Here is a 16,601-nt window from a genome sequence, read left to right as displayed (position 1 = left end):
GATCATGGATTCCGTGACGTGCGTCCCGGCAGGGCGAGCAGGAAGCGTCCGGCATTCGCGAGCTGACGTCGCAGCAGGTTCCAGTTTTCCTCCCGGCGCCGCGCGTCCTGACAGCGCAGGAGCCGCACCCGCTGGGCGCGGTCCGTCTGTTCGATGAGCGCGGTCCAGAGGCTGTCGTCGACGTTGTAGACACGTCCCTCCGCCAGACAGACCGGAATCACGTTGGCGATGGGCACCTCGAGATCCGCCGCCAGGGCGGTGACTGCCGCCTGGATGCTCATCGCCTTGAGATTGGTCGTGTCGGTCAGGTCGTAGGGCGGCTGCCACTCGCGCAGGGGACGCAGCCGATCGATGTGGGTCACCACCACCATCAGGGGCGGTGGACGACGGTCGACCCGCGCGCCCTGGGCGGTGCGCAGGGCGTCCAGGGTCTGGCGCTCGGACTGGCGATCGGGACGATGCGCGGCGCTCACCCAGATGATCATGTCGGCCGCGGTGGCCGCGTCGTGCAGGCTCTTGTAGGCCAGACGCTCGGAACCGGGCGTGTCGAAAATCAGCGCGACATCCACCCCCTCGCGCTCCAGACGGTAGGGCGTGAGCGCCCTGGTGGTATCGGGAACCAGATCGATCGCGGCCCGAAGCTGGCCGAACAGGGCATTGATGAGGCTTGATTTTCCGGTATTCGATCGGCCCAGGACCAGGATCCGCAGCGGCTCCTCCAGCGGGCCGCCGCTGGCGGTCTCGGCCTCGGCGCGCTCCAGATCCCGACTGGAGGCTTGCGTCGGACGCCTGACCGGATCCTCGTCGCTCAGGAGCAGACGTCCGCTATAAAGCTCGATGGCATAGTGTCCGACCTTGCGCACGTACTCCTGGAGCAACCAGCGGTAGAGATCCTCCCTGGCCGCCGTGAAGCCACGCTCGCGGAGCCGACCCCAGGCTTCGTTGAGCAAGGCATGGCTGGGATTGAGCACCAGATTCCCCGCCCGATAGAGACCCAGCAGGCGCTCCGCGAAGGGTTTCCAGCGGTAGGCGCGCGCCAGGGCACCGACCGTCAGGCGATGACTGAAGGGGATGTGCTCGGTGAGGCTTTCGCGCAGATCGCGGCTCGCCCGCTCGATGATGAGCAGGGCGTGGGGCAGGCGCAGTTCCAGCAGGGGCTGGTCGACCTCGGGGTGATAATAGCCGGCGATCTGTTCCAGGGTCCGCCGGGCGAGCGCGCCGAGCCGCATCTCCTCGTCGAGCGGCCAGTCCGCCGGATCGATCCCCTCGGCCATCGCCTCGACCAGCGCCCAAGCGCCATCGGCGAGCGGCGGCCAGGCGGGATCCGGCTGGGTTCGAGCGGCGTCGAGCGCATCCCGCGCCTCTTTGCGCCGCCACTGTTGCAGGGCGTATCCAGCGACGCTGAACAGGAGGATGGAGCCGAGCCAGACCAGCACGGCGCCCTGCTCATGCAGCCACAGCAAACCCATCGGCAGCAGGGCGACGAAAGGGATCACCCACAGCAGGAGCGCCCCCAGCCACCAGCGATCGATCCGATTCATCAATGCTTTCATGGTCTACCTGACCCGATGCCGTCGCGCAGGATATCCGAGCCCTGAGACAGTTGATCCGCGAACACCCGACGCAGCGCCCTGGCATCCGTGGCCAATCCCAGATTCCGTCGATGGAGGTAGTAGGCCGCGGCCTTGCCGAGGGCGAAGGTCGTCGCGCCACTGGTGCTCGCACCCCAGACGGTGCCGAGCGTCTGCCCGAGATAGGGCACCAGTTTCATCAGGGTCCGACCCGCGACACGCGCCCCATAGCCGACCCCGATACCCGCCCCCAGGAGGCCGAGAAATTCGAGGATGGTCTGGCGGTCCCACTCCTGTTCATGGATCGCCGCCAGGCTTTGCAGCATCTTCGCCTGGATCGCGGGCACTCCCGCCAAGTCGACCAAGGGTAATGCACCGACCCCCGCCGCGGCCAGCGCGTAGCCGAGGATGTGCGGATGGGCCGCGCGCTCGAACAGATCCCGCACCTCGGCGTCGCTCCCGAGCAGAAAGCGCAGACGCGGAACGGCCAGGCTATCGATGGCGCGCCACAGGGCCTCCAGGCCGTAGTGCGGCGGCTCGTAGCCGTCCTCCGGCAAGGTGAGATCGACCGGAACCCAGCGCGCGGGCGTTCGCCCTGGGATCGGACCCGCCCGATCGCGCTGCGCCTTGAGCGCCCGCGCCAGATCGGGCGGGACCGAGGCCGGCCAGGGCTCTTCCTCGAAGGGATAGGGCCAGCGGTGGTCGTGACCGGGCGGATAGCCCTCGTGCAGCCCGGTCTGGGCGATGACGAGCGGCCATTCCGGATGGCGTCGACGCACGGCGCGAATGACCTCGAACACCGCTTCCTGCTCGATATCGGTCGCCTTCATGACCCCCAGCAACAGATGCGCCTGGGACTCGCCGAACCGAATGTCCTCGCCCGGATCGTAGGCGACCTCACCCAGCCCGCGGGTGTCGAGAAAACGCACCACGGGAACCCGAGCCGGAAAATCATAGAGCCGCGAGCTTCTGGTGCTGGGCTGAAACCCGTTGCCGATCTCGGCGCGCGCGCTCCCGGTGAGCGCGTGGATGATGGAGGTCTTGCCCGACTGGGTCTTGCCGATCAGCCAGATCACCGGCAAGGGCAGGCGCACGCGCGCCGCCGCGAGCGCCGCCGCGAGTTCCCGGTCGGCCACGCGCGGGCTCAAGAGGATGTCCCGCAGCCGGCGCCAGCGGTTCGGTCGCGTCTTCCAGTCGAAATCGATCATCTCTAATGGTCTTCCCAAGGGCGGCTAGAATCCTTTGATTGAAGGACGGCTGTCGCGAACGGCCTGGAACCGGCCCGAGGCCGCGCCTCGCGCGTGTCGAGTTAGAAGACGCACGGTCGCGTCCACCCATCGCATTCCCATATCCCTATGCGATAATGCAATATCGGCTCAACCATCCAAACCAGGACTCTACCGCCATGTCAAGGTCGCCCGCCTCCTCATTCCTGTCGCGAATCCAATGGGGCTCGGAAGCGTGTCGGCTGACGCGCCTCGCGCTCGTCTTGCTGTTGGTGGGGCCGATCGTCCTGACCGGGGCGGCCTGCGCCGGGAGCCAGGAAGGCCCAACCTCCAACCAGGGGCAGGCCGCCCCCGACCTACATCGGCCCAAACCCTACGTGCACGCCACCGCGCCGCCCCAAGGCTCCGCCTATGACTGGGCGCGGCTCGAACAGGACGCGGCCGACTGGCCGCCCGGCGATCGCTCCGGCAGCGTCTGGAAGGATCTCGACCGCTCGGCGCTCCGGCTCAATTCGGCGAGCGCCCTGATCATGGACAGCCGGGGGAATCAGCTCTACGCAAAAAACCCGCGCCAGGTCAAGTCGATCGCCTCGATCACCAAATTAATGACCGCGATGGTGGTGCTGGATACCGGCGTGTCGCTGAATACGCCCATCCGCATCGTCGAGCAGGACCGGGACCGCCTGAAGAACAGCCGCTCGCGACTGCGTATCGGCGATGCCACGCTGTCGCGCCAGGACATGATCATGGTGGCCGTCATGTCCTCGGATAACCGCGCGGCGCATGCCCTCGGCCGCACGACCTACAGAGGTGGAATGCCCGAATTCGTCCAGGCCATGAACCGCAAGGCCCAGGCGCTCGGAATGAACAACACCCGGTTCGTGGACTCCTCGGGATTGGACCCGCGCAACCGCTCCACGGCGGAGGATCTGGTGAAGATGGTCCGCGCCGCCTCCAACTATTCGCTGATCCGCGCCACGACCGAGCGCGGCGAGATGACCCTCAATCCCCACTCCGATCACGTACCCCTCCATTACCGCAACACCAATCCACTGGTCCGCAGTCCGGAATGGGCCGTCGATGTGAGCAAGACCGGATTCATCAACGAGGCCGGACGTTGTCTGGTGATGCAGGCACGCATCGACAATCAGCCGCTGTACATGGTCTTCCTGGATTCCAACGGGAAGTTGAGTACCGTGGGTGACTCGAATCGGGTGCGCGATTGGATCATGGCGAGTCACCGGACGGCCTCCAGATAAGGCTCCCAATGTACAGAGGCGAGTTCTTCAACAGCATCTCGCACCTGATCGGAGCGGTTCTCGCCCTGATCGGGGCCACGGTGATGATCACCCTGGCGAGCACCGAGGGGGATGCCCTGCGCATCCTCAGCCTGACGATCTACGGCCTCACCCTTTTCCTGCTCTATCTCTTCTCGACGCTCTACCACAGCCTCAAGGGCCGGGCGAAGCGGATCTTTCGCCAGCTCGATCATCACGCCATCTATCTGCTGATCGCCGGCACCTATACCCCCTTCACACTACTGGCGCTGCAAGGCGCCACCGGCTGGTGGATGTTCGGCGCCGTCTGGAGCCTGGCGCTGATCGGCATGGTGCTCGACGCCTTGCCGCGCAAGGGTCCGCGGATCCTCTCGCTCGTCATCTATCTGACCATGGGCTGGCTGGTGCTCCTGGCCCTGGATCCACTGATCGCCGCCCTGCCCCCGGCCGGCTTCTGGGCGCTGCTCGCCGGCGGACTCTTCTACACCGTCGGCGTCATCTTCTATGTGCTCGACACCCGCTATCCCTGGTGTCACGGGATCTGGCACCTGTTCGTCCTCGCCGGCAGTGTCAGTCACTATTTCACGATCCTGCTGTTTCTCTGAGCCTCGACGCGCCGAAAGACTTGACGATTCCAATGGACATCAACGATAAACTCGCCGACCTTCAGACCCGGCTGACCTACCAGGAAGACGATCTGCGCGTACTCAACGGCATCATTACCCGCCAGCAGAGCGAGATCGATTCGCTGCGCGCCGAGTTCGACCGACTTCGAACCAGGGTCGGATCCCTCGCCGAATCCAGCCCAGTGTCCCGGATACCGGAGCCGCCACCGCCGCATTATTGACGCGCGTTCGGAAGGTCACCGAGCAAGCCAGCGACCCGAGGTTTCAAGGGCCGCGGCGGCTGGACCGCCACGCCATTTCGACCGACAACCAAGGACTGCCGGGTTTAGGGAGTCTCTCGCAACGCAGGACAGTGAGATTGAGCCAATCAACCCGAACGACCAGAGGTTTCATCCAGGGACTGGCCTTGTTGTGGGGCAGCGCGCTCATCCCCCCAGCCAGCGGGATGGATTTCTCGCTCGGCGGCTTTGGAACCCTGGGCGCCGCCCGTACCTCGGACGGATCCGCGGAGATCGTCCGTGACCTGTCCCAACCCCACGGGGTGACCGAGCGCTGGAGCCTCGACACCGACTCGGTCCTGGGCATCCAGGCCAACCTCGGATTCAGCCCCGAGCTGCAAGCCGTGATTCAGGCGGTCTCGCGCCACCATTACGACGGCACCTACGAACCCGAGATCAGTTGGGCCTTCCTGGGCTTCACGCCCACTCCCGCCTGGACCTTCCGCGCCGGACGCCTGGGCACCGAGTTCTACATGCTGTCCGACTCCCGCCTGGTCGGCTACTCCTACACCACGGTTCGGCCGCCCGTCGATTACTACGGAACCCTGCCGTTCAACTACGTGGATGGACTGGACGTGGCCGCCGCCAGGCCGCTCGCGGGCGGTTTGCTCAAGGGCAAGCTGTACGCGGGTCTCAGTCGCGAGCAATCACCCTGGGAGGATCGGCAGTTCAACATGAGCGGCTCGCTGCTGGTCGGGGGTTATCTGGATTACCTGAAAGGCCCCTGGCAGGTTCGCCTTGGACATGCCCGTGTCCAGTTCGACAACGAGCTTCCGATCGATGACTTCTATAGCCTCCTGCCCGCCGCGACCGCGAACGAGTTGCGCGTGAAGGACCATTGGTCGCATTTCAACTCCTTTGGCATCGTCTACGACGAGGGACCGCTCCAGACCCAGTTGATGCTGAGCAAGACCTTCGCCGAGCACGCGACCTTCGAGGATACCTGGGCCGGCTATTTCATCCTCGGCTATCGGGTCCAGGACTGGACCCCGTTCGTCGGACTCTCCGCGGCGAAATCCAGCCCCAAGGATCTGAATAACCCAATCCCAGGCTACACGGACGCCTATCAGGCTTACTTCCGCACCGATCAGCGCACGCTGTTCCTCGGCGCGCGCTGGGACTTTCGGGAGAACATGGCGTTGAAGGCTCAAGTGGACATCATCCGCGGGAGTCCGGATTCAACCTTCCTTTATCGTTGGGAAACGTCCGAGTGGGATGGCTCCATGAATCTGTTCAGCCTCTCGTTGGATTTCGTGTTCTAGCCCGCCATGAAGACACGTCATGGACTTAGGCGGCTGCTGATCATCACGCTCCTGCTTGGACTCGGAGGAGCCCGCGCGGATGGCGCGCTCGTCGTCGTCATGAGCGGCGCCAGCGGTGTCGACAGCCTGACGCGCGAGGAGGTCATCAACATCTTCCTCGGGCGTTTCCGCCAACTGCCGAGCGGCCAGGCCGCGCTTCCGGTCGACCAACCCGAGGATCCGGCGCTCCTGGCCGACTTCTATCAGCGCTTGGTCAACAAGAAGCCGGCCGAAATCCGCGCCTATTGGTCGCGCCTGGTCTTCTCGGGAAAAACCGCTCCGCCTCGCCAGGCCAAATCACACGAAGAGGGCCTGAAATGGCTGTCGGACAACCCAGGGGCGGTCGGCTACATGCGCTCGGACGCACGTCCGTCCCAGCTCAAAGTGGTCTTCACGCTCGGCCCCTGAGCACGCGGCCTCATGCCTCCTAGCTGGCACAGCAGCATCCTGTTTCGCACCGGGCTTGTCCTGGTCGCGGTGTTCGTATTGCTCGGCGCCCTCACCGTCGCTCTCAATCTGAAGTACGACCGGATACAAGCGGAGGCAGCCTCCAAGCTCCGTCTCAGTCAACTGCTCGATACCGTCGAGAGCACCGCCAGCGTCGCCTGTTTCGCCGGGGACGAGGTTCTCGCCGCCGAACTCGCGTCCGGCTTGCTGAGGAATTCAGAGGTTCTGTCCGTCGTCATCCAGGCGGGTGAGCTGGAACTGGCTAGTCGCCGCCGGTCCCAGGATCCGGTCGAGGCGTCGGCGGACGCGAACGCCACGCCCCTGGTGCGCGAGGTCTTTTCTCCCTTCACGCCCGAAACGCGCGTCGGCCGGATCCTGCTCACCCCGAACCTGAGCGTGATCCGTGAGGCCATGCACCAGGAAGCGCATGTCGCCATGGTGCAAATGGCCCTGCAACTGCTGCTGGTCGCGCTCGCCGTCGCGGCGGCGATGCTGCTGCGCATCATCCGACCCATCAAGGCCATCTCGGATGGGCTGCACGGCATGGACGCGACCCGAGGCGAGCGTCTGCCCCTACCGGCCGGACACCGTCGCTCCGAAATCGGCCGTCTGGTGACGGACGTGAATCTGATGGCGGACCGCTTGGTCAAGGCGCTCGACGAGGAGCGTGGCCTGCGCATCCAACGGGAGATCGACGAGCGCCGCTATCACGCCATTTTCAAGAACGCGGAAACGGGCATCTTCATCATCGACAACGAAGGGATTCTGACCTCATGGAATCCCGCGTTCGCTCGGCTCGCGCGTCTGCCCGTCGTCGACGAGCCGCCGACCGAGCTGTCGATCTTCTGTCTCGGCTGGAAAGAGCCGGCGCGGCTGGCCGAGGTCTTGCTCGGCTGTCTGAGCAACCATCGCAGCACCGCGGCCGACCTGCCATTCCGCACGCCAGAGGGACCGGATCGATGGCTGAGCATGGTGCTCACGCCGATCGCGGAGCAATCCATCCAAGGTGTCATCCACGATGTCACCCAGCACAAGGAGGCGGAGCGATCGGCCAGACAAATGGCCGTCACGGACAGTCTGACCGGCGTGGCCAACCCGCTCGGACTGGAGCAACGGATGCAAGAGTTGACCCTGGCCTGCGATCTTCGTCAGCACGAGGGTTTCGCGCTCATCCTGATCAGCTTCGACGACTTCAGGCGAATCCTCGATGGCTTCGGTCCAGCCACCGGCGACGAGATCCTCAAGGAAGCCACCCGACGCCTGTCCAGGAGCGTGAAGAGCACCGATGTGGTGGCCAGGATCGGCGCGGACCAGTTCGCCCTGGTGCTGGTCGACCTTCAGCGCGATCTGGACGCCGAGCGCGTCGCCGCCCGCATTCTGCAAGGATTGCATCAGCACTATTTCGTCGCCGGCTCGCCCCTGAGGCTCCATGTGAGCGCCGGGATCGCCTTTTATCCCCAGGACACCGACGCCGGAATCCCAGGACTGATGCAACATGCCGGCTTGGCCCTGAGCCATGCCAAAGCCAGCAACGGGAGCGACGTGCGCTTTTTCGATCCGAACCTGGCCAAGATCGCCGAGCATCGACGACGCCTGGAATACGACCTGCGACGCGCCGTCCGTGAAAAGCAATTCGTCCTTTTCTTCCAGCCGATCGTGGATCTCAAGCACAACCGACTGGCTGGCGCCGAGGCCCTGATCCGCTGGCAACATCCGGAGCGCGGGCTGGTTCCCCCCGACGAGTTCATTCCACTGGCCGAGGAAACCGGCCTCATCACGGATATGGGACTCTGGGTGGTTGAAGAGGCCGGCAGGCAGCTCGCCGCCTGGCGACGCGAGGGCAAGACACTGTCCCTGTCGGTCAATGTATCGGCGTGCCAGATCCCCGATGGTCTCCCGCCCGACATCCTGCTCGATCTGGCCAGCCGTCTCGACTTCACGCCCGCCTCGCTGGCCCTGGAGATCACCGAGGGCGTCCTGCTCAGTGATCTGGGCGGGGCTCAGACCTGGCTCGAAGCCGTGCGCGCGAACGGTTTCCCCGTCTATCTGGACGATTTCGGCACCGGCTACTCATCGCTTTCCTATCTGAAGCGTTTCTCCGTCGATCGCCTGAAGGTCGACAAGAGCTTCGTGCGCGACATCAACACCAACGTCGGTGACCAGGCGTTGGTGGAGGCGGTGACCGCGATGGCGCGCAGCTTCGAGATCGAGGTGGTCGCCGAGGGCGTGGAGGACGCCGGCCATGTGAGGCTCTTGCGGCGCATGGGCTGCCGTTACGCGCAGGGCTACTATTTCTCGCGTCCGGTGCCGATCGAGTCCTTCCCGGATGTCGGCGAACGAATCCCGGAGCTACTCCTGACAACGCTGGAGTCCTGAACCAGGCTCTGGGGTACGGCGCCACCAGGCCAGACATGGACGACCGAACCCGAGCGTTCTAGAGTTGGCGAAGGTCAGTGGTCGGTTCCAAATCAAGGCCCGACAGGCCAGCGACAGCGACACAGCGACCTGAACGGCGGTCACCCCAACACCGATTCCGGGCGGATAGCGCGGGGCGACCCCGGATCCGGCCGGGCTCTTCCAACTCCTTCCATCAGGTTCCGACGAGGCACCATCATGAGCACGGCGCATTCCTCCGAGACGATTCCCCCAGAGCGCGAACCGACCCGCACAGGGATGTCCAAGGCCTCGCTGAAACAGGATTTCCTCGACAATCTCTTCTATATCCAGGGGCGTTTCCGCGAGGTCGCGACACCCCACGATCTCTACATGGCCGCCGCCTTCACGACGCGCGACCGCCTGCTCCAGCGTTGGGTCAAGTCCGCTCAGATCTTCAAGACCAGCCACGCGCGCACCCTCTGCTACCTGTCCGCCGAATATCTGCTGGGACCGCATCTGGCCAACAACCTGGTCAATCTCGGGATCACAGAGGTATCGCGCGAGGCCGGTCAGGAGCTGGATCTGGACCTCGACGCCATCATGGAGGAAGAGGAGGAACCGGGTCTGGGCAATGGCGGGCTCGGGCGGCTGGCCGCCTGTTTCATGGACTCGCTCTCGACCTGCCAGATTCCGGCGATCGGCTACGGCATCCGCTACGAGTTCGGCATCTTCGATCAGGCGATCGAGGACGGCTGGCAGGTGGAGAAGACTGACACCTGGCTGCGCAACGGTAACCCCTGGGAGATCCCGCGCCCCAAGATCTGCTTCCCGGTCCTCTACGGCGGCCATACCGAGCAGTACCGCGACGACAGGGGCCAGACGCGCACCTGCTGGCGTCCCGCCCTGGAGATCAATGGGGTAGCCTATGACACGCCGATCCTGGGTTATGGAGCCGGCAACGTGAACCTGCTCCGGCTCTGGAAGGCCGAGGCATCCCAGTCCTTCGACTTCCAGGCGTTCAACGTGGGCGACTATTACGGCGCGGTCCACGCCAAGATCCAGGCGGAGACCATCTCCAAGGTTCTCTACCCGAACGACGAGCCCGAGGCCGGCAAGGAACTGCGGCTCAAGCAGCAATATTTTTTCGTCTCCTGCTCGCTTCAGGACATGATCCGGCTGCATCTGAACACGGTCGGTCCGCTCGATACCTTCGCCGACAAGTTCGTCGCCCAGCTCAACGACACCCACCCGGCGCTCGCGGTGGCCGAATTGATCCGGCTGCTCGTGGACGAGCACGCCATGACCTGGGAACAGGCCTGGAACATCACCCACAATACCTTCTGCTACACCAACCACACCCTGCTGCCCGAGGCGCTCGAAACCTGGTCCGTCAGCCTCTTCGAGCGCCTGCTGCCGCGCCATCTGGAGATCATCTACGAGATCAACCGACGCTTCCTAGACGAGGTGCGGATGCGCTTTCTCGGCGACGAGGCACGGGTCTGGCGGATGTCACTGATCGCCGAGGGCGAGGTGCGACGCATCCGCATGGCCCATCTGGCGGTGGTGGGCAGTCGGGCGGTCAACGGGGTGGCGGAACTCCACTCCGAGCTGGTCAAGTCGACGCTCTTCAAGGATTTCAACGAACTCTGGCCGGAGCGTTTCCACAACGTCACCAATGGGGTCACGCCACGCCGCTTCATCGTCGTCGCCAACCCGCGACTGGCGGGCCTGATCACCGAGACCTGCGGCCATGACGACTGGATTCGCGATCTCGACCGACTGCGCGAGCTGGAGCCTCACGCCGACGACCCCGACCTCCAGGAACGCTGGCGCCAGGTCAAGAACGCGGCCAAGCAGGATCTGGCCGCCTGGCTGAAGCACGCGACCGGCGTCGAGCTGGACCCGAACGCCCTGTTCGATGTGCAGGCGAAGCGGATTCACGAGTACAAACGCCAGCATCTCAACGTATTGCACATCATCCGCTGCTATCAGCGCCTCAAGCAGAACCCGAACCTGAGTCCGGTCCCGCGCGCCTTCATCTTCGGCGGCAAGGCGGCCCCCGCCTATTTCATGGCCAAGCTCATCATCAAGCTCATCAACGCGGTCGCTCGGGTCGTCAATAACGACCCCGAGGTCAATGGCTCGATTCGCGTGGTCTTCATGCCCGATTTCAATGTCAAGAACGGTCAGCGACTCTACCCCGCCGCCGATCTTTCCGAGCAGATCTCGCTCGCCGGCAAGGAGGCATCGGGCACCGGAAACATGAAATTCTCGATGAACGGAGCCCTGACCATCGGCACCCTGGACGGCGCCAACGTGGAGATCCGCGACGAGGTTGGAGAAGACAACTTCTTTCTCTTCGGCATGACCGCCGAGGAGGTTCTCGATAAGCAGATCGCGGGCTATCGTCCCTGGGACTATTACCATGGCGACCAGGATCTCAAGGCCGACATCGATCTCATCAACTCCGGCCTCTTCTCCCACGGAGACGCACAGCTCTTCCGTCCGCTGACCGACAACCTGATCAATCACGATCCCTTCATGGTGCTCGCCGACTACCGGGCCTATCTCGAATGCCAGGAACGGGCGGGGGAAGCCTACCGTGCCCAGGCGCACTGGACCCGCATGTCGATCCTGAATGTCGCGCGCATCGGCCGATTTTCCTCCGACCGCGCCATTCGCGAGTACGCGGAACACATCTGGAAGGTCACACCGAAGCCGATCGATCCCTAGGATCTTAATTCCTCCTTATCGATAACCGCTGGGATTACGGCGAAGAGCGGCAAGGCGGTATCGGCTACATCGGCCTGCGCCTGTTCGCGGTGGTCTTCGTCGATCGATCCGATGCGCGACGCCTCATCAGCCTGCGCAAGGCCAATCAACGCGAGATCAATCACTATGCCACGTCTTAAACCCGGCACCATCATACCCACCGACGAAGAAGACGCCGCCATCACCGCCGCCGCCGCGCTGTCCGATCCGGACGCCCGACCACTGACGGATGAAGAGTGGGAAACCGTGAAACCCCGGTCGCGCGTCGGCCGGCCGCCCTCGCCGACGCCTAAGGTCTCGACCACCATCCGTTTCGATGCCGATGTCCTGGCCGCGATGAAGGCGACCGGGCCGGGCTGGCAGACGCGCGTCAACGAGATCGTGCGCGCCTACGTCGAGACGCATCCTCGCTGATACACGGCGGGGTATGGCCGCCCGACTCGCCCATGCCTGAAAAATAGGCTCGCGCGCGCTCAAGAATCGAGGCAGAATCGGTTGACGCCATTCCGTCATGCCGACGAGCGGGGATGATCAAGGAAGATATTCAACCGCATCCAGGAGACTGGCCTGTCTCGACGCGGCCATCCGTAGCCGTTTTGCCTTCCTCCAGCTCCTGGAACATTCGCTCGCGCCATCCCTGGATCACCCTGGATCCAACCAGCCGCCTCCTCGCGGAGAGCGAAGTTCCGCTGGTTTCCTGGCACGCGCGACGGCGGCACCGGAGGCGATGAGCCCGCCAAGGGGCGCTAGCGAGTAAGCACCGATCGCCCCACAGGACCATGGATCGAAATAAGGAGCAACTCATGAACCCACAGCCCAAGGCATTGTTCGATGTAAGCGTGCTGGTCGACGCATTGACGAATGACGGTCAACCCACTCCGGAATCCAACGCGGCCCTGACGCTGGCCGCCAATGGCGATGTCGCGGGATATGTCTGCGCCACGGCGATCGAATACCTGAACGACTTTCTCACCCGCTCGCAAGGATCGCCCCGCGCGCGGGCCAAGCTGACCGAGCTGCGCGCCATGCTGGAGGTCGCCCCGGTCGACGCCGCCGTGGTCGACGCGGCCATGGATCTGGGATGGCTCTACTTCGAGGATGCGTTGACCCACGCCTGCGCCCGCGTGAACGGACTCGATCATGTCATCACCCTCAATCCCTCGGATTTCCCCGAGACCACGCTGCCGGTGCTGGCCCCTGCGGATTTTCTGAGACGCATGCAGGCCAAGGTCGCCTGAATCCTCGTCTTCAGCGCATGACGGCCCGCGATCCGCGCGGGCCGTTTCGCCTCCGACCCGACCGGATAGCCAGCCGCCCATGCCTCGCGCGACCTTGCTCAGACAACGTCTGCTGACGCTCTTCCTGGCGGCGATGCTGCTGCTGTTCTCGCCGCTCGTGCTCCAGTTCGAGGCCCTTGAACGCTGGCGGGGAATCCCGGCGCTCCTGCTCTATCTCTACGGCGTCTGGGCCACGGTCATTGGTCTGGCCGCCTGGGTCGCGACGCGCGGGCGTGAATGACGGCCCATGGTGATCACTGGGCCGCTCATCATCGGTGTTTCATTCGCCTATCTCGGGCTGCTCTTCGCGATCGCCTACTGGGCGGACCGGCGCGCCGATCACGGTCGCTCCATCATCGCGCATCCGACCATCTACGCGCTCTCGCTCGCCGTCTATTGCACGGCCTGGACCTTCTACGGAAGCGTCGGGCGGGCGACGGAGAACGGCATCGGCTTCCTGCCCATCTATCTGGGACCGACCCTGATCGCCCTGCTCTGGGGATCCGTGCTCCTCAAGATGGTTCGGGTCAGCAAGGCCGAGCGCATCACCTCGATCGCCGACTTCATCGCCTCGCGTTATGGCAAGAGTCAGGCGCTCGGAGGCGTGGCGACCGTCATCGCGGTGATCGGGGTGGTGCCCTACATCGCGCTCCAGCTCAAGGCCATCGCCTGGAGCTTCGCCATCCTCCAGCATTACCCCGAGGTCCGGATGCCGGGCCAGACCGCCCTGCCGCTCTGGCACGATTCGGCCTTCGTCATCGCCCTGCTGCTGGCGGCCTTCACCATCCTCTTCGGTACGCGCCAACTGGACGCCAGCGAGCGACACGAGGGGATGGTCGCGGCGATCGCCTTCGAGTCGATCGTCAAGCTGGTCGCCTTCCTGGCGGTCGGGCTGTTCGTCACCGCCGGCCTGCTTGGCCTCGGCGGCCCCGAGCTGCCGCGCGTCCTGGATGACCCAGGACTCGCCGAGCGGCTCGCGCCATTGCTGGAGCCCAGTCTCTCGCCCTTCCAGGACTGGTTCGCGATCTCCTTCCTGGCCGCGCTGGCGGTCATGCTGCTGCCGCGCCAATTCCAGGTCGCGGTGGTGGAGAACAGCGACGAGCGCCACATCCGGCGCGCCATCTGGCTGTTCCCGCTCTATCTGCTACTGATCAATCTGTTCGTGATCCCGATCGCGATCGCCGGGCTCGCGACCTTTCCGGACGGGACGGTCGACGCCGATACCTTCATGCTGACCCTGCCGATCGCCTTCGACCAGCCCTGGCTGGCGCTGCTGGTGTTCATCGGCGGTCTGTCCGCCGCGACCGGGATGGTGATCGTCGAGACCATCGCCCTCTCGACCATGGTCTGCAACGACCTGGTGCTGCCGATGCTGTTGCGCCGCTGGCGCCGTCGCCCGCCGCCGGCCGATCTCGGCCGGCTGCTGCTCAATGTCCGCCGGGGGGCCATCGTCTTGGTCCTGATGCTCGGCTATCTCTACTATCGGTTCGCCGGCGAGGCCTATGCCCTGGTCAGCATCGGGCTGATCAGCTTCGTCGCCATCGCCCAGTTCGCGCCCGTGGTGATCGGCGGGCTCTACTGGCGCGGCGGCACCCACGCAGGGGCGCTGGCGGGACTCAGCGCCGGCTTCGCGGTCTGGATGTACACCCTGCTGTTGCCCTCCTTCGCCAAGTCCGGCTGGCTGCCTCCGGCCTTCATGGAATCCGGTCCCGGCGGCATGGATTTCCTCGCCCCGCTGGCGCTCTTCGGTCTGACCGGCTGGAACGAGATCACCCATGGCCTATTCTGGAGTCTGATCGCCAACATCGGCGCCTTTCTGGCGGTCTCCTCGCGGCGCGAGCCGAACGCGATCGAGGCGGCCCAGGCGCGCATCTTCGTGGACGCCCCGCGGCAACGCCAGACCAGCCGCGCGCCGCTCTGGCGCGGCCGCGCGGACATCCGCGAGTTGATGGCCCTGAACGGGCGTTTCCTCGGTCTGGCTCGCACCCGTTTCGCCTTCTCCCGCTACGCGGAGTCGCGGGGGCTGGCCTCGCCCGACGCCTTGCCCGCCGACGCCGAGACGGTCAACTTCGCCGAGACCCTGCTCTCGGGCGCGATCGGCGGCGCCTCGGCGCGACTGATGGTGGGCTCGGTCACGCAGGAGGAGGCGCTGGGACTCGACGAGGTGCTCGACATCCTTGACGAGGCGTCGCAGATCCGCGCCTACAGCCACGAGCTGGAGCAGAAATCCCAGGCGCTGGAGGTCGCCACCGCCGAGCTGCGCGCCGCCAATGTGCGGCTCCAGGAACTCGATCGGCTCAAGGACGACTTCATGTCGTCCGTCACCCATGAGCTGCGCACCCCACTGGCCTCCATCCGGGCCTTCTCCGAGATCCTGTACGACGATCCCGAGATCGCACTCGATCAGCGCAAGCGTTTTCTCGGCATCCTGGTCAGCGAGACCGAGCGGCTGTCACGGCTCGTCAATCAGGTACTGGATCTGGCCAAGATCGAATCGGGCCATGCAGACTGGCGCACCGAGGCGGTGACGCTCCAGACCGTGATCGAGCAGGCGGTCTCGGCGACCGAACAGTTGATCGAGGAGCGGGGGATCGCGCTCGAGATCGATCTGGATCCGCGACCCGCGATCGTCTGGGGCGATCGTGATCGTCTGGTCCAGGTGCTCGTGAACCTGCTGTCGAACGCGGCCAAATTCGCTCCGGCCGACACCGGACGCATCGGGATCGGGCTCCATGGCGTCGAGGCGGGCTGGCGCGTCCGCGTGTCCGACAACGGACCAGGCATCCCGGAGACCGAGCTTGAGCTGGTCTTCGAAAAATTCCGCCAAACCTCGATCGGCGGGGTCAAACCCGCCGGAACCGGTCTGGGCCTCCCGATCAGCCGACAGATCATCGACAACCTGGGCGGACGCATCTGGGCGGAAAATCCGCCCCAAAAAGGTGCTAACCTCTGCTTCGAGCTACCAGCCCATCACTCGGATACCCTGGACCGAAGGCCTGACCATGAGTAAGCGGATCCTGATCGTCGACGACGAGCCCAATATCGTCATCTCGCTGGAATTCCTGATGATGCGCGAGGGGCATGAGGTGCGCGTCGCCCGCGATGGAGAGGCCGGCCTGGCCGCCGTCAGAACCCATCGACCGGACCTAGTGGTGCTCGATGTCATGATGCCCAAGCTCGATGGTTTCGCCGTCCTGGCCGCGGTCCGCGCGGATCCGGCCCTGGCCAGGACGCGCGTGCTCATGCTGACCGCCAAGGGCCGCGAAGCCGAGCACGACAAGGGACTCGCCCTGGGCGCGGACGCCTATATGCCGAAGCCATTTTCGACGCGCGACCTGGTCGATAAAGTGAAGGAACTGCTCGCCACGACGGATTGATCCGGGCGAACGCCGCCGCGACCAACGACAAGGCACACCGCTCCGGATCGAGCGATGAAGCGCCGACCCGCCG

Annotated in this window: 15 protein-coding genes; 13 read left to right on the top strand and 2 right to left on the bottom strand. The window is 64.9% G+C overall.

Annotation, left to right across the window (positions count from 1 at the left end; genetic code table 11):
- Positions 1-2: 2 nt before the first annotated feature.
- Both CKO27_RS05820 and CKO27_RS05815 read right to left on the bottom strand, forming a co-directional pair.
- Entirely contained in the window at positions 3-1,541 is a 1,539-nt protein-coding gene (locus CKO27_RS05820; protein WP_242470754.1) for a GTPase family protein, read from the bottom strand.
- An 8-nt stretch (positions 1,542-1,549) separates the two neighbouring features.
- Positions 1,550-2,779 (bottom strand): YcjF family protein, encoded by a 1,230-nt coding sequence (locus CKO27_RS05815; protein WP_200373934.1) that lies wholly within the window; start codon positions 2,777-2,779, stop codon positions 1,550-1,552.
- A gap of 197 nt (positions 2,780-2,976) precedes the next feature.
- On the opposite strand from CKO27_RS05815, the gene CKO27_RS05810 reads away from it, so the two are divergent.
- From CKO27_RS05810 to CKO27_RS05750, 13 genes are all read left to right on the top strand, one after another.
- Positions 2,977-4,056, top strand: coding sequence for a serine hydrolase (locus CKO27_RS05810; protein ID WP_200373933.1), 1,080 nt, complete (start codon positions 2,977-2,979; stop codon positions 4,054-4,056).
- A gap of 8 nt (positions 4,057-4,064) precedes the next feature.
- Entirely contained in the window at positions 4,065-4,679 is a 615-nt protein-coding gene (gene trhA, locus CKO27_RS05805) for a PAQR family membrane homeostasis protein TrhA (RefSeq protein ID WP_200373932.1), read from the top strand.
- Positions 4,680-4,711: 32 nt separating this feature from the next.
- Entirely contained in the window at positions 4,712-4,921 is a 210-nt protein-coding gene (locus CKO27_RS05800) for a SlyX family protein (protein WP_200373931.1), read from the top strand.
- Positions 4,922-5,058: 137 nt separating this feature from the next.
- Complete coding sequence (locus CKO27_RS05795) at positions 5,059-6,240, top strand: hypothetical protein (protein ID WP_200373930.1); 1,182 nt, start codon at positions 5,059-5,061, stop codon at positions 6,238-6,240.
- Positions 6,241-6,246: 6 nt separating this feature from the next.
- On the top strand, positions 6,247-6,687 hold the full coding sequence (locus CKO27_RS05790) for a hypothetical protein (protein ID WP_200373929.1): 441 nt from the start codon (positions 6,247-6,249) through the stop codon (positions 6,685-6,687).
- 12 nt (positions 6,688-6,699) lie between these two features.
- Positions 6,700-9,102, top strand: coding sequence for a putative bifunctional diguanylate cyclase/phosphodiesterase (locus CKO27_RS05785; protein ID WP_200373928.1), 2,403 nt, complete (start codon positions 6,700-6,702; stop codon positions 9,100-9,102).
- Positions 9,103-9,339: 237 nt separating this feature from the next.
- On the top strand, positions 9,340-11,835 hold the full coding sequence (locus tag CKO27_RS05780) for a glycogen/starch/alpha-glucan phosphorylase (protein ID WP_200373927.1): 2,496 nt from the start codon (positions 9,340-9,342) through the stop codon (positions 11,833-11,835).
- Between the two features lie 17 nt (positions 11,836-11,852).
- A complete protein-coding gene (locus CKO27_RS25150; protein ID WP_200373949.1) occupies positions 11,853-12,014 on the top strand; it encodes a BrnT family toxin in 162 nt (53 codons plus the stop codon).
- Positions 12,001-12,288, top strand: coding sequence for a BrnA antitoxin family protein (locus tag CKO27_RS05770; RefSeq protein ID WP_200373926.1), 288 nt, complete (start codon positions 12,001-12,003; stop codon positions 12,286-12,288). Before CKO27_RS25150 ends, CKO27_RS05770 begins: the two co-directional genes overlap by 14 nt.
- A gap of 389 nt (positions 12,289-12,677) precedes the next feature.
- Complete coding sequence (locus tag CKO27_RS05765) at positions 12,678-13,112, top strand: type II toxin-antitoxin system VapC family toxin (protein ID WP_200373925.1); 435 nt, start codon at positions 12,678-12,680, stop codon at positions 13,110-13,112.
- A 79-nt stretch (positions 13,113-13,191) separates the two neighbouring features.
- Entirely contained in the window at positions 13,192-13,392 is a 201-nt protein-coding gene (locus tag CKO27_RS05760; RefSeq protein ID WP_200373924.1) for a hypothetical protein, read from the top strand.
- Between the two features lie 6 nt (positions 13,393-13,398).
- A complete protein-coding gene (locus CKO27_RS05755; protein WP_207280615.1) occupies positions 13,399-16,161 on the top strand; it encodes an ATP-binding protein in 2,763 nt (920 codons plus the stop codon).
- Entirely contained in the window at positions 16,154-16,528 is a 375-nt protein-coding gene (locus CKO27_RS05750) for a response regulator transcription factor (RefSeq protein WP_200373923.1), read from the top strand. The genes CKO27_RS05755 and CKO27_RS05750 overlap by 8 nt, the downstream gene beginning before the upstream one ends.
- The last annotated feature ends 73 nt before the right edge of the window (positions 16,529-16,601 follow it).

The sequence above is a fragment of the Thiocystis violacea genome, from assembly GCF_016583575.1.
Classification (GTDB): domain Bacteria; phylum Pseudomonadota; class Gammaproteobacteria; order Chromatiales; family Chromatiaceae; genus Thiocystis; species Thiocystis violacea.
This window is presented reverse-complemented; position numbering and strand designations above follow the sequence as displayed.

What these genes read in the sequence shown, in the direction of transcription:
- CKO27_RS05750 (WP_200373923.1), top strand. Translation starts at nt 16,154, where the DNA reads ATGAGTAAGCGGATCCTGATCGTCGACGACGAGCCCAATATCGTCATC.
- CKO27_RS05800 (WP_200373931.1), top strand. Translation starts at nt 4,712, where the DNA reads ATGGACATCAACGATAAACTCGCCGACCTTCAGACCCGGCTGACCTAC.
- CKO27_RS05820 (WP_242470754.1), bottom strand. Translation starts at nt 1,541, where the DNA reads ATGAATCGGATCGATCGCTGGTGGCTGGGGGCGCTCCTGCTGTGGGTG.
- CKO27_RS05770 (WP_200373926.1), top strand. Translation starts at nt 12,001, where the DNA reads ATGCCACGTCTTAAACCCGGCACCATCATACCCACCGACGAAGAAGAC.
- trhA (WP_200373932.1), top strand. Translation starts at nt 4,065, where the DNA reads ATGTACAGAGGCGAGTTCTTCAACAGCATCTCGCACCTGATCGGAGCG.
- CKO27_RS05780 (WP_200373927.1), top strand. Translation starts at nt 9,340, where the DNA reads ATGAGCACGGCGCATTCCTCCGAGACGATTCCCCCAGAGCGCGAACCG.
- CKO27_RS05815 (WP_200373934.1), bottom strand. Translation starts at nt 2,779, where the DNA reads ATGATCGATTTCGACTGGAAGACGCGACCGAACCGCTGGCGCCGGCTG.
- CKO27_RS05765 (WP_200373925.1), top strand. Translation starts at nt 12,678, where the DNA reads ATGAACCCACAGCCCAAGGCATTGTTCGATGTAAGCGTGCTGGTCGAC.
- CKO27_RS05785 (WP_200373928.1), top strand. Translation starts at nt 6,700, where the DNA reads ATGCCTCCTAGCTGGCACAGCAGCATCCTGTTTCGCACCGGGCTTGTC.
- CKO27_RS05760 (WP_200373924.1), top strand. Translation starts at nt 13,192, where the DNA reads ATGCCTCGCGCGACCTTGCTCAGACAACGTCTGCTGACGCTCTTCCTG.
- CKO27_RS05755 (WP_207280615.1), top strand. Translation starts at nt 13,399, where the DNA reads ATGGTGATCACTGGGCCGCTCATCATCGGTGTTTCATTCGCCTATCTC.
- CKO27_RS05790 (WP_200373929.1), top strand. Translation starts at nt 6,247, where the DNA reads ATGAAGACACGTCATGGACTTAGGCGGCTGCTGATCATCACGCTCCTG.
- CKO27_RS05810 (WP_200373933.1), top strand. Translation starts at nt 2,977, where the DNA reads ATGTCAAGGTCGCCCGCCTCCTCATTCCTGTCGCGAATCCAATGGGGC.